At 35.7% G+C, this 13,192-nt stretch carries 15 protein-coding genes; 12 read left to right on the forward strand and 3 right to left on the reverse strand.

The window, feature by feature from the left end:
• Window positions 1-108: 108 nt before the first annotated feature.
• Together K5R64_RS03275 and K5R64_RS03280 are read left to right on the forward strand one after the other, a co-directional pair.
• On the forward strand, window positions 109-327 hold the full coding sequence (locus K5R64_RS03275) for an Arm DNA-binding domain-containing protein (RefSeq protein WP_220760857.1): 219 nt from the start codon (window positions 109-111) through the stop codon (window positions 325-327).
• 308 nt (window positions 328-635) lie between these two features.
• Window positions 636-866 carry a hypothetical protein gene (locus K5R64_RS03280; protein WP_220760859.1) on the forward strand — a complete coding sequence of 77 codons (231 nt, stop codon included), beginning with the start codon at window positions 636-638 and terminating at the stop codon, window positions 864-866.
• A 48-nt stretch (window positions 867-914) separates the two neighbouring features.
• Here the strand turns inward: K5R64_RS03280 and K5R64_RS03285 are convergent, their stop codons facing one another.
• On the reverse strand, window positions 915-1,502 hold the full coding sequence (locus tag K5R64_RS03285) for a riboflavin synthase (protein WP_220760861.1): 588 nt from the start codon (window positions 1,500-1,502) through the stop codon (window positions 915-917).
• A 58-nt stretch (window positions 1,503-1,560) separates the two neighbouring features.
• On the opposite strand from K5R64_RS03285, the gene pdxA reads away from it, so the two are divergent.
• From pdxA to K5R64_RS03330, 9 genes are all read left to right on the forward strand, one after another.
• On the forward strand, window positions 1,561-2,604 hold the full coding sequence (gene pdxA, locus K5R64_RS03290; protein WP_220760863.1) for a 4-hydroxythreonine-4-phosphate dehydrogenase PdxA: 1,044 nt from the start codon (window positions 1,561-1,563) through the stop codon (window positions 2,602-2,604).
• A gap of 101 nt (window positions 2,605-2,705) precedes the next feature.
• Window positions 2,706-3,251, forward strand: a complete 546-nt coding sequence (locus K5R64_RS03295; protein ID WP_220760866.1) for a DUF177 domain-containing protein — start codon at window positions 2,706-2,708, stop codon at window positions 3,249-3,251.
• Window positions 3,252-3,260: 9 nt separating this feature from the next.
• Window positions 3,261-3,458 (forward strand): 50S ribosomal protein L32, encoded by a 198-nt coding sequence (rpmF, locus tag K5R64_RS03300; RefSeq protein WP_220760868.1) that lies wholly within the window; start codon window positions 3,261-3,263, stop codon window positions 3,456-3,458.
• Window positions 3,459-3,632: 174 nt separating this feature from the next.
• Window positions 3,633-4,631, forward strand: coding sequence for a beta-ketoacyl-ACP synthase III (locus K5R64_RS03305; RefSeq protein WP_220760870.1), 999 nt, complete (start codon window positions 3,633-3,635; stop codon window positions 4,629-4,631).
• A 24-nt stretch (window positions 4,632-4,655) separates the two neighbouring features.
• Window positions 4,656-5,138 (forward strand): acetyl-CoA carboxylase biotin carboxyl carrier protein, encoded by a 483-nt coding sequence (gene accB, locus K5R64_RS03310; protein WP_220760873.1) that lies wholly within the window; start codon window positions 4,656-4,658, stop codon window positions 5,136-5,138.
• Window positions 5,139-5,230: 92 nt separating this feature from the next.
• Window positions 5,231-6,577, forward strand: a complete 1,347-nt coding sequence (gene accC / locus K5R64_RS03315; RefSeq protein WP_220760875.1) for an acetyl-CoA carboxylase biotin carboxylase subunit — start codon at window positions 5,231-5,233, stop codon at window positions 6,575-6,577.
• Between the two features lie 255 nt (window positions 6,578-6,832).
• A complete protein-coding gene (locus K5R64_RS03320; protein ID WP_220760878.1) occupies window positions 6,833-7,129 on the forward strand; it encodes a hypothetical protein in 297 nt (98 codons plus the stop codon).
• Between the two features lie 43 nt (window positions 7,130-7,172).
• Window positions 7,173-7,469 carry a hypothetical protein gene (locus tag K5R64_RS03325; protein ID WP_220760880.1) on the forward strand — a complete coding sequence of 99 codons (297 nt, stop codon included), beginning with the start codon at window positions 7,173-7,175 and terminating at the stop codon, window positions 7,467-7,469.
• A gap of 263 nt (window positions 7,470-7,732) precedes the next feature.
• Complete coding sequence (locus tag K5R64_RS03330; RefSeq protein ID WP_220760882.1) at window positions 7,733-9,070, forward strand: sigma-54 dependent transcriptional regulator; 1,338 nt, start codon at window positions 7,733-7,735, stop codon at window positions 9,068-9,070.
• Between the two features lie 19 nt (window positions 9,071-9,089).
• Here the strand turns inward: K5R64_RS03330 and K5R64_RS03335 are convergent, their stop codons facing one another.
• Window positions 9,090-11,534 (reverse strand): hybrid sensor histidine kinase/response regulator, encoded by a 2,445-nt coding sequence (locus K5R64_RS03335; protein ID WP_220760884.1) that lies wholly within the window; start codon window positions 11,532-11,534, stop codon window positions 9,090-9,092.
• Window positions 11,535-11,717: 183 nt separating this feature from the next.
• On the opposite strand from K5R64_RS03335, the gene mtgA reads away from it, so the two are divergent.
• The gene (mtgA, locus tag K5R64_RS03340; protein ID WP_220761253.1) at window positions 11,718-12,464 is read left to right on the forward strand and encodes a monofunctional biosynthetic peptidoglycan transglycosylase; all 747 of its coding nucleotides are present in this window, start codon (window positions 11,718-11,720) and stop codon (window positions 12,462-12,464) included.
• A gap of 312 nt (window positions 12,465-12,776) precedes the next feature.
• On the opposite strand, the gene K5R64_RS03345 is transcribed toward mtgA, so the two are convergent.
• Window positions 12,777-13,136: a GIY-YIG nuclease family protein gene (locus K5R64_RS03345; protein ID WP_308443150.1), complete on the reverse strand. Its 360-nt coding sequence runs from the start codon at window positions 13,134-13,136 to the stop codon at window positions 12,777-12,779.
• Between the last annotated feature and the right edge of the window lie 56 nt (window positions 13,137-13,192).

A 13,192-nucleotide genomic window follows, 5' to 3' on the forward strand; every position in this document is an offset into this window, starting at 1 on the left:
TTTAATAATTCCAGATAGGATTCCACGCTAATTTGTTTTTAGCAAATATCTATATTTTTATTAAATCCTCCCCAAGTTTTGTTCCTGATCCCTTAATAACAATTAGCTATGAAAAAAGACAATTTTGCAATTTTATTTGTACTACGTTTAAACAAATTAAACAAAAATGGTATGTGTCCTATAAATGTTAGGATTACTAATCAAGGAATTAAAAAAGAAAACGCTACAGGTTGTTTTGTAGAGCCAAAACTGTGGGTTCACATTTTAGACTTTGAAAACCTTGCTGAAATGCAAGTTTTTTTGTTTTTTACTCTTTTCTTTTTTTAAACAAAATAAACCATAACTCCCTTTTTTACGTATATGCCACAAACAAGATTAAGACCAACATCAAGCAACACTTTTGTGAAAAGTTATTTTTATCCTCATACACCATCACAAAGCTTTAGCCTCTTAGAGATGTGCATTTTGACGAAAAAAAGGTTCTTTTCATAGTTTAAATTAAAAAAACACAATGATTATCATTTGATTGTCGTTACTTTGATGTTTAATTGAGATATAACACCTATTAATCAACGTTAAAATTGTTTTTTCTAAACAAAGATTAATTACTTTTGAAAAAAATTATGAAAGTCGTTTTGAACAAAATCTACCCTTTCCTGACCTTCCTTTTTGGGATGATGGAAATGCTGGCCAAAAACGACAAAGACAAAAGTAAAAACCCACCTGAACCCTCGCCCACAGGAAGACCACCATCTCCTCCAGGGCTCCCAATAGACGAACACATTCTTTGGCTCATCCTACTAGCTGTTTTACTAGGATTTTATGTCATTTACAAATACAAACAAAACGAAAAACCCATAGCCTAACGACTATGGGTTTGTTTTTTTTTAAGCAATTTTAACTTGACAAAAATTTTAACGAGCAGCATACAATCTTGCCACATACTTCCCTATTACATCAAACTCTAAATTAACCTTGGTTCCCACTTGGAAATTCTTAAAATTAGTATGCTCGTAGGTATAAGGTATAATAGCCACACTAAATTGATTTTTCTTTGAATTTACAACAGTCAAACTAACACCGTTTACGGTTATTGAACCTTTTTCAATAGTGATATTTTGCAACGCGCTATCGTACTCAAAAGTGAAAATCCAACTCCCATTTGCATTTTCTATTGACAAACAACGCGCCGTTTGATCCACATGTCCTTGAACAATATGCCCATCCAAACGATCTCCTAGTTTCATAGCACGCTCCAAATTCACAGCATCACCCTTCTTCCAGTCTCCTACATTGGTTTTTTGAATCGTTTCATCAATGGCCGTCACAGTATAATGATTCCCATGAATAGCTACCACTGTCAAACACACTCCATTATGCGCTACACTTTGATCAATTTTGAGCTCATGGGTTATAGACGCTTCCACCGTGACATGAATATTATCGTCTTCTTTCTTTATTTCCTGAACCACCCCAAGGGTTTCTATAATACCTGTAAACATTTCTTGTTTTATTTTACTAAATTTGCACTTCAAAATTAGCAATAAATAACTTGTGGTCATGATGAAAAAAGCAGAAAATATAATCGTTGGAATTTCAATTGGGGATTTAAACGGTATTGGAAGCGAAGTGGTGTTAAAAACTTTCGAAGATTCCAGAATGTTAGAACTGTGCACCCCAGTTATTTTTGCCAATGTCAAAATTTTATCTTTCATCAAAAAAAACCTTGATACCGCTGTTCCATTGCATGGCATTGACAAATTAGACCAAATCATTCCTGGAAAAATCAATGTTTTGAACGTATGGCGAGAAGGTGTCGATTTAAACCTAGGCACTAATGACGATAAAGTAGGTGAATATGCCATCAAATCTTTTGTTGCCAGTACCAAAGCACTCAAAGAAGAACAAATCGACGTACTGGTTACCGCACCTATAAACAAATACAACATTCAATCGGAAGAATTTAAATTCCCTGGACATACCGATTACCTCAATCAAGAATTAGAGGGTGACGCATTGATGATGATGGTTCAAGACAGCCTTAGAGTAGGTCTACTCACTGACCACGTTCCATTAAATCAAGTAGCCAGCCACCTAACCGAAACCCTCATCAAAAGAAAAATCGAGACCGTAAAACAATCATTGATACAGGATTTCAATATTATTAAACCAAAAATTGCTGTTTTAGGACTCAATCCGCATTGTGGAGATGGAGGAGTAATAGGTAAAGAAGATGATGCTATTTTAAAACCAACTATAGAAAAACTCTTCAACAAAGGAACACTCGTATTTGGACCCTTTGCTGCCGATGGCTTTTTTGGAAGTAGTCAATATGAAAAATACGATGCCATCATTGCCACCTACCATGACCAAGGGCTAATTCCGTTCAAAACCTTATCTTTTGGCAAAGGAGTCAATTACACGGCAGGATTAAACAAAATAAGAACATCACCCGACCACGGTACCGCATACGACATCGCAGGCAAAGGGATTGCCGATTATAATTCGTTCAAAGAAGCTGTTTATTTAGCCTTAGATATCTATCGCTCAAGAATTCAGTACGAAGAAATGACCCAAAATCCCTTAAAAGTAAAAGAAAAATAGCAATAATTAAAAAAAGATAAATAACTTTATTAGGTTTATAATAATTTTATATCTTTGCACTCCCGTTTCGAAACTTCGTAATGGGGCAAAATTTTGTTTAAATGAGCAAGACTAAAGAATATTTAATTCCATTCGTAGGATTAAAGACAGGAAAACATCATTTTGAGTATCAAATAAATAATGCGTTCTTTGAAATCTTTGATTATGATGAATATCAAAATTCAAACATCACAGTAAATGTTGTTTTTGACAAACAAAGCAACATGCTCGAATTAAATTTCAAGCACAAAGGAACAGTAAATGTTCCTTGTGACCTTACTGGTGAAGATTTCGATTTACCCATTAAAGGAAAAATGAAGCTTATTGTTCGTTTTGGAGAAACTTTCAACAACGACAACGAAGAGCTTCTTATTCTGCCTTTTGGCGAATTTGAAATTGACATTGCTCAGTACATTTACGAAATGATTGTACTTTCAGTCCCACAAAGACGCGTACATCCTGGAGTAAAAGACGGCAGTTTAAAATCTGAGGCGCTTGAAAAATTGAACGAATTAACGATCAAAGAGACCAAAAAAGACAAAGAAGAAAAGAAAGAAGATATTGACCCGCGTTGGGACAAATTAAAACAACTATTAACGGATAAATAATATAGTAAAATGGCACATCCTAAGAGAAAAGTCTCCAAAACAAGAAGAGATAAAAGAAGAACACATTATAAAGCTACTGTAGCACAAATCGCTACTTGCCCTATTACAGGTGAAGCACATTTATACCACAGAGCTTACTGGCACGAAGGTAAAATGTACTACAGAGGACAAGTTGTTATTGACAAGTCAGAAGCTACTTTTGCTTAATGCATATTTTATAGATACTATACAAACTCTCACTTGGTGAGAGTTTTTTTGTTGTTTATAATTTTCCTCAAATAACAAGCTCTAACACAATGGGTTTAGATTTTTTTTTGTAATTTTCAAACCTTTTAAATATTTTTTCAAATGGCAGCATTTGATAAAAACTAGTAAGACAAAATGAATAAAATGACCGCCGCAATAACCGCTGTTGGATCTTATGTTCCAGACTTTGTACTTTCGAACAAAGTGCTTGAAACAATGGTTGATACAAATGACGAGTGGATTACTTCTCGTACCGGAATTAAAGAAAGAAGAATTCTTAAAGACACTGACAAAGGAACTTCATATTTAGCAATAAAAGCAGCGCAAGATTTAATAGCAAAAAGCAATATTAATCCGCTTGAAATAGACATGATTATTATGGCTACTGCAACACCTGATATGCCTGTTGCCGCTACAGGAGCCTATGTAGCTACTGAAATAGGCGCCACAAACGCTTTTGCTTACGATTTACAAGCCGCTTGTTCCAGTTTTTTATACGGAATGTCAACAGCTGCAGCTTATATTGAATCTGGAAGGTATAAAAAAGTACTTTTGATAGGTGCTGATAAAATGTCCTCGATAGTAGATTACAAAGACAGAACAACTTGTATTATTTTTGGAGATGGTGCAGGAGCGGTTTTATTTGAACCCAACTTCGAAGGCCTAGGATTACAAGACGAATATTTAAGAAGTGACGGTATAGGTCGTGACTTTCTTAAAATCCCAGCAGGTGGTTCACTTGTACCCACTACATTACAAACAGTTACAGATAATAGACACAACATCATGCAAGATGGTAAAACGGTTTTTAAATATGCCGTGACCAATATGGCCGATGCCAGCGAGCAAATCCTAAAAAGAAACAATCTTACTAACGAAGATGTGAATTGGCTGGTTCCTCATCAGGCTAATAAAAGGATTATTGATGCCACTGCTAATAGAATGAACCTAGAGGAATCAAAAGTATTGATGAATATTGAGCGATACGGAAACACAACCTCTGCAACTTTACCGCTAGTTATCAGCGATTTTGAGCATTTGTTTAAAAAAGGAGATACCATTATCTTTGCAGCCTTCGGTGGAGGTTTCACTTGGGGGTCTGTGTACTTAAAATGGGCATACGACAAAAAATAAATTTAAACTAAAAATAGACCAATTATGGATTTAAAAGAAATTCAGAACCTAATCAAATTTGTTTCAAATACAGGTGTTGCAGAAGTTAAGTTAGAGATGGATGATGTAAAAATCACTATCAGAACTACTTTAGAAGGAAACACTACTGAAACAACTTACGTACAACAAGCTCCACAAGCTCCAGTACAACAGGTAATTGCTCCTGCAGCAGCCGCTCCAGTTGCTCCAGCACCAGTAGCAGCCGCTCCAGCTGCTGAAGAGTCTAAATACATTACCGTTAAATCCCCAATCATTGGAACTTTTTACAGAAAACCTTCCCCAGACAAACCTGTTTTTGTTGAAGTTGGGAATGCTATCTCTAAAGGAGACGTTCTTTGTGTAATTGAGGCTATGAAATTATTTAACGAGATTGAATCAGAAGTTTCAGGTAAAATCGTTAAAATCTTGGTAGATGATATGTCTCCAGTTGAATTTGACCAACCTTTATTCTTAGTTGATCCATCATAAAAAGTTAGAAATTAGAAGTTAGAAGTTAGAAGTTTTTCTTTCTTCATAATTGTCTAATTGACAGAATGTCTAATTATCTAATTAAAAAAAGTATGTTTAAAAAAATATTAATTGCTAATAGAGGCGAAATTGCACTTCGAGTAATCAGAACTTGTCGTGAAATGGGTATCAAAACGGTTGCAGTTTACTCTACTGCGGACGCTGATAGCTTACACGTTCGCTTTGCGGATGAAGCCGTTTGTATTGGACCTCCACCAAGCAACTTGTCCTACTTAAAAATGTCTAATATCATTGCTGCTGCCGAAATTACTAACGCAGACGCAATTCACCCTGGATACGGATTTTTATCTGAAAATGCTAAATTCTCCAAAATCTGTCAAGAGCACCGAATCAAATTTATTGGGGCAGCTCCTGAAATGATTGAAAAAATGGGAGACAAAGCTACTGCCAAAGCTACTATGAAAGCAGCTGGTGTTCCTTGTGTTCCTGGTTCAGACGGAATCTTAGAATCATTCGAACAAGCCAAAAAAGTAGCCGCTGAAATAGGTTACCCTGTCATGATGAAAGCTACCGCTGGTGGAGGTGGAAAAGGAATGCGCGCTATTTGGAAAGAAGAAGAGCTTGAAAAAGCTTGGGAAAGTGCTCGTATGGAAGCCGCTGCAGCCTTTGGAAACGACGGTATGTACATGGAAAAACTTATCGAAGAACCACGTCATATCGAAATTCAAGTTGTAGGAGACTCATTTGGAAAAGCGTGTCACCTTTCAGAAAGAGATTGCTCTGTTCAAAGACGTCACCAAAAACTAACAGAAGAAACTCCGTCTCCATTCATGACTGACGAGTTACGTGAAGCAATGGGTGCTGCTGCTGTAAAAGCCGCAGAATACATTAAGTATGAAGGAGCAGGAACTGTAGAATTTTTGGTTGACAAACACCGTAATTTCTACTTCATGGAAATGAATACGCGTATTCAAGTAGAGCACCCTATTACAGAACAAGTAATTGACTACGATTTAATTCGTGAACAAATCTTAGTTGCTGCAGGTGTGCCAATTTCTGGTAAAAACTATTTACCACAACTACACGCTATAGAATGTCGTATTAATGCTGAAGATCCTTTTAACGACTTCAGACCTTCACCAGGAAAAATTACAACCTTACACATGCCAGGTGGACACGGAGTACGTTTAGACACTCACGTTTATTCAGGATATACTATTCCACCAAACTATGACTCTATGATTGCTAAATTAATCACAACGGCACAAACCCGTGAAGAAGCTATTAGCAAAATGAGAAGAGCCCTAGACGAGTTTGTCATCGAAGGAATCAAAACAACCATTCCTTTCCACAGACAACTAATGGATCATCCAGATTATATCGCAGGAAATTACACTACTGCCTTCATGGACTCATTCAAAATAAAACACAAAGAGTAATTCCTCTTTAGTTAATATTCAAAAGCTACACTTTCTTGGTGTAGCTTTTTTTTTGGACTTAAGACAACTCTTAAACTGTGTAAAAAATACACACCATTTTTCTCTATTACACACTTTTACCCAAGAGACTAGAATTTACCAAAAACGCAATTTGCTAAAAACCAACAATATAACCCCCAAGAGAGTCTGATATAAAAAATGGTATGGTATTTCCATTATTTGAAGTATAACAATAATAACATTAAATATATAATTATGAAAAAGTTAATCTTATCAACAGCCATCCTATTAGGAAGTTTATCAACATTTGCAACTCCTGTTAAATCATATTCTCCAACAGCAATTGCCGTAAATCAATCAGATGAATATACTGAAATCAAGATTGAAGAAGTACCAGCAGCCGTAACTGAATCTTTGAAAAAAGCGTATCCAGATGCTGTCATCACAAAAGCCTATGTTAACGAAAAAAAAGAATACCGTTTAGATGTTAAACTAGGCGATAAAGAAGGCTCTTTATTTGCAGACGAAACAGGTAAATGGCTTCAAAACTAAAAAACAACAATAACTTATTAATAATCTCAAAAAATAAAAAATCATGAAAAAGTTAATCTTATCAGCCGCAATTCTATTAGGTAGCATGACTGCATTTGCAGCGCCATACGCAACCCCTACCCCAATACATCAATCTGTAAATATTCAAGATGAATATACAGAAATTAGTATGGACCAACTTCCGGATGCAGTCAAAGCTACTATTAAAAATTCTTTTCCAGCAGCCACATTAAACAAGGCATACATCAACGAAAAGAAAGAATACAAACTCGAAATCACAATGAGTGACCAAAGCTATACCGTATATACGGACGCTGAAGGTAATGTAGTGAAAAAATAAAAGAGTCCCAATTGTAAGTGTACCTCTGTTGTGGTTTCCTGATTAAATAAAAATATTTTAGCATTCAATCAGGAACCACATTAGAGACAATCAGTAAAAACCAAAGGGCTACTGTACCAGCAGATGTCTTTGGTTACTGAAATCAAATACATACATTATAGTTTTTTTTTAAGAGGTGATTATATCGCCTCTTTTTTTTTGCTTTTTTTTATGATAATACTAGTATATATATCTTAATTTAGCTTCAAAAGCCCCTTTCACCAATGCAGGAAATTTTAATTATTGAAGACGATATTTCATTTTGCAAAATGGTAGAAAAGTTTTTGACCAAAAAAGACTTTTCGGTTACTGCTTCCTTTTCTGCTACCGAAGCCAGAGCTCTCATTCAAAATAAAAAATTTGACCTTATCTTAACCGATTTGCGTTTACCAGATGCAGATGGATTAACCCTATTAGGCGAATGCAAGACCATCCATCCACAAACGCCCGTTATCTTAATGACAGGCTATTCAGATGTTAATACCGCGGTAAAAGCCATCAAAAATGGAGCGAGCGATTACATCTCCAAACCGTTCAATCCAGACGAAGTTTTATTAGTGATAAAAAATGCTCTTCAAACCGTTCAAACTGCTGCACCTATAACAACTTCTCACAAAAAAACGAAAAGCACATCATCACAATCCACTTACATACAAGGTATTTCTACCCAATCCAAAAAACTGAATGAACATATTCAACTAGTAAGCCCTACTGATATGTCTGTTTTAATCATTGGAGAAAGTGGCACAGGAAAAGAAATCATAGCCAAAAGCATCCACCAAAACAGTCCTCGAAAAAACGAAAATTTTATTGCAGTCGATTGTGGTGCCATACCTAAAGAATTGGCAGCAAGTGAATTTTTTGGTCATTTGAAAGGGGCTTTTACAGGAGCCATTTCGGATAAAATGGGGTATTTTGAAGCGGCTAACAAAGGCACTTTATTTTTAGATGAAATAGGCAATTTGACCTATGAAAACCAAGTTCAGTTGTTGCGTGCGTTACAGGAACGTAAAATAAAACCCGTAGGCAGTAACAAAGAGATAGAAGTTGACATACGGATAATTACGGCTACCAACGAAGACCTGCGCGAAGCTGTAAAAAACGGTGATTTTAGAGAAGACCTATACCATCGTCTCAATGAATTTTCTATCCATTCGCCTTCCCTAACAGAACGCGAAGAAGATTTAATGATTTTTGCGGAATATTTTTTAGATAAAGCCAATTCCCAATTAAACAAAGAAGTCATTGGTTTTTCAAATGAAGTAGTTCGGATTTTCCAAAACTACCCTTGGCCAGGTAATCTACGTGAATTGCAAAATTGTGTAAAACGAGCCACCCTATTGACACAGGGAGAATGGATTGAACCATCCGTATTGCCAGCCGAATTTTTTCAAAAATACGACAATGCTAAAACGGAAGCATTTTCTTTATCCGACAATGAAAAAGAAGCCATTCGGCAGGCTTTAATGAAAACCCAAAACAACAAATCAGAAGCAGCAAAACTTTTGAAAATCACACGTAAAACCCTGTACAATAAATTAAAACTCTACAACATCGAGTAACATTTAAATGACCATGGCACTAGTCACCAGTCGAATGAATGATTTTTTCAAGGTCATCAAACAAGTACTTAATTTCAGTTTCTAACAGTGAAAATAATTCCCCCCACTCCGATTGATTATATTTATTGCTTTCTAAACCAGTTAAAATAACCGCAATAGCATTGGCCTGAATTTGCTTAAACATGGGTGCCATTTTGTGAGCTGTTTGTTGTATCGTTTGAACCTCGTTGAGTGCCATCGCCTTTTGTAAAACAGACAAATTAGCGCGTGTGGACTCAATAAACGATTGAAGCACCCGATTTACCTCTTGGGCATCATTTGCTAGAAACAAACGTAAAGAATCCAAAGAAAAAGCAGCATTCGCTACACTCTCATCGTTTTTCTCTTCCTCAGAAAAGGAGACAGCCATTTGATTCAATAGAGCATCAATCGTTTTTAAAAGCAAATTGGGATGGAAGGGTTTTTTGAGTACCGCACAAAATCCTGCTTCTCGATATACCGCATCATCCAAATCTGTCCTTCCTGTTATGGCCAGTAGTGGCTGGTTCTCAAACGTAGAATTTTTAGTGTTTTTTAAAATTTTCACAAGACCAAACCCGTCGATTTCTGGCATCTGAATATCAGTCATCAACAAATCAAAAGGCATTTCTTTAACATAATCTATTACCAAAGCAGGATTAGAAAAACCAACAACATGATGGTGTTTTTTTAAAACCTCAGTCGTTAATTTCAACAAATCTTTGTCATCGTCAACTACCAGTATCGTTTGATTTTGCATTCGAGGCACATAGAGATTTTGAACTTGATTTTCAGCTACAGGATTAAAACGCAAAGGCAAACAAAATTCAAAACTACTTCCGCTAGAGGAACTGTTTAACAAATACAAATCACCTCCTAGCAACTTCGCCATTTTTTTAGAAATGGCCAATCCTAATCCCGTACCACCAAATTCTTTTTCGATAGACTCGTTTGCCTGCGTAAATTCTTCAAACACCAATTCTTGGCTATGTTGTTCGATACCAATTCCTGAATCGGTTATGCGTATCAACACCTTTTTGAGGTCATTTGAAACCTCGGCAGTTATACGTACATAACCTTCTCTCGTAAATTTAAAGGCGTTGCCCACCACATTCATCAAAACTTGTTTGACCCTAAAAACATCCCCTACAATTAAAGCATCCAATCTATCATCAATTTTCACTTGAAGCGAAAGATCTTTAGATAAATAAACCGATTGCACGTTTTGAACAACTTCCCAAATTGTCTTAGATAAAGAAAAAGGCGCTTCATTCAGGGTAATTTTTCCCGCTTCTATTTGGGAAAAATCTAATAAATCTTGAACCAAACGTGTAATGTATTCCGTTGCACTTTTGATGTTATGGGTATAATACCGTTGCTTTTTACTTAAATCAGCTTGCGACAACAACTCGGCATACCCAACGATGGTACTCAACGGCGTTTTTAAATCATGACTAACAGTTGAAATAAGTTGTTCCCTGCTTTTTAATAAATTTTGAGTCTTAAAATTAGCTACTTCCAGCTGTTTTTTATACGATTGTGATTTAGAAAAATCACTTGTAATCAATAGTGAAAAAATAACAGTTAACAACAACCCAACACCTGCTGCATAAGTTACAATTTGGTTGATTTTCTTTAAAGATTTTTCCTTTTCAAAATTGTTTTGGACAGAAGCTACAATGAGTTCGTTTTCAATAACCCGCAAGACTTTACGCAATTGTTCGGAAATTAAAATTTCATTTCTCAACAATTTATTTTCTTCCAGACTCAAGGATTCCTTTTTCTTTTCGGTCTCTAACTTTACTTTATTCAACAATCGCTTAGAAGCCGCTAAGATTGAATCAGTAGCTTTTTTGGTTAACGTATTGGTGCTGTCGTCAGGAATGTTTTTATTGAGATAATCCACATAATTTTGCAAAACTTTGCGCTGATAGGCATCTAATTGCTCTGGGTTTTTGGTAAAATCTTCTAATTGCAATTTGCGAAGCGAAAATTCTAATTGTGTTAATTCTTGAATAGCATTTGTTACCGATGCTTCATCCGCAGTCTTGCTTTTAATGGTTTTTAGTTTCCTAATATTCCGTGTTTTTTCTTTTAGCGATAGAGTGACACTGTCCAACAATTTTACTTGATACTTATTCGATACCGTTTCTTTCAGAGAATCAATTTTACTTTGTAAAGAATCCGTATGTTGGATGTACATTTTAAAATCGGTTTCCGAATTGGTTTGAATGGTTTTTCGTGCCAAGCTCTCCGTTTTATACACATTTGAAAAAAGTTTACTAAAACGCAAGACAACATTGTTTTCAGCAGCACTTTTGTTCTCAACGGTATTGTAAAACACATTTTCGGAATACAAAAACCACCCCACACTTACTACCAATGCCGCAAGAACAATATAACTAAAGATGACTTTTAGAGGAAGATTACTGTGCTTATTACCCATTAAGAGATGGAATAGTTTGAAAAATTAATACCTTTATAAAGTTGCTTTTTTGGCCTTAGCCATCACAACGAGTTATTAAATTTAATAAAAATACTTAGTTTTACAAGACGACACATTATTCATTTATAAATCATTTAAAATTGATTGGAAGATTTGTCAAAAAAAGTAATTTTACACCCCAATATGACTACAAAAAAGACACGCAAAAAACCCCTATCAAAATCAGTTAAAAAAGACAAAAACACTAGCATGAGTACGTTAAAATCTATATTATTAAAATTAACTTTATGGTTTTTTGGAATTTCAATATTTTTTGTTGTGCTTTTTAAGTTCGTCCCCGTTCCTGTAACCCCTTTGATGATTATTAGGATTATAGAGAACAAAACTTCTGGGAAAGATGCCGTATTCAGCCACGATTGGGAACCTATTGAAAATATATCCATGAATTTACAAAAGGCAGTAATTGCTAGCGAAGACGGGTTGTTTTTAACGCATAACGGTTTTGATTTTGGAGCTATGCAAAAAGCCTATAAAAACAATGAAAGAGGGCGAAAAATAAAAGGAGGGAGCACCATATCACAGCAAACAGCTAAAAATGTTTTTTTATGGCAAGGCCGAAGTTATCTACGCAAAGGACTAGAAGCTTATTTTACGGTACTCATTGAGCTTATTTGGGGCAAAGAGCGCATCATGGAGGTGTACCTGAACAGCATTGAAATGGGAGACGGAATTTATGGCGCACAAGCCGCTACTCAATATTGGTACCGAAAAGATTGTAGCAGTCTTACTCCGACACAAGCCGCTGGAATTGCTGCTATTTTACCTAGCCCTAGACGTTACAAAGCAACAGGTTCCTCGTCCTACATCAACAACCGAAAATCAAAGATTGTTCGTATTATGAATACGATTGGCCCTGTAAAATACGATTAAAATAAAAAACGCAAATCCTTGGACTTGTGTTTCCTTTTTATTAGTATAGCAGATTCAAACCGGTCGCCTTCCCGAATGCTTTCGGGACGCTCTAGTCATTTTTCAATTAAAAAACAAAAAAACTCAAGCCAAATGACTTGAGTTGCTAGTGGAGAATACCGGATTCGAACCGGTCGCCTTCCCGAATGCTTTCGGGACACTCTAGTCATTTTTCAATTAAAAAACAAAAAAAACTCAAGCCAAATGACTTGAGTTGCTAGTGGAGAATACCGGATTCGAACCGGTCGCCTTCCCGAATGCTTTCGGGACGCTCTATCTCATTTTACTTTTCGATAATAAATACTCAATATAAGTTCTACTTTTCTTCTTCTTAATCTCTAATTCCCTTTTAACAGCTCCTGACCTAGTTTCAAAAGATTCAGTATATTTTAAAACCCAATCTTTAGCAGCTTTAGTAAAACCACTTCTACTGTTAAGATGATCATTGATTCTTTTATTTACATCTTCGCATGAACCAATATAATATTTATCTAAACTTTCAGAATATATGATGTAAGTGTAAAACATAGAATTCAAACAAAAAAACTCAAGCCAAATGACTTGAGTTGCTAGTGGAGAATACCAGATCCGGACTGGTCGCCTTCCCGAATGCTTTCGGGACACTCTAGTCATTTTTCAATTAAAAAACAAAAAAACTCAAGCCAAATGACTTGAGTTGCTAGTGGAGA

It is taken from the genome of Flavobacterium sp. UMI-01, assembly GCF_019656315.1.
Taxonomy (GTDB): domain Bacteria; phylum Bacteroidota; class Bacteroidia; order Flavobacteriales; family Flavobacteriaceae; genus Flavobacterium.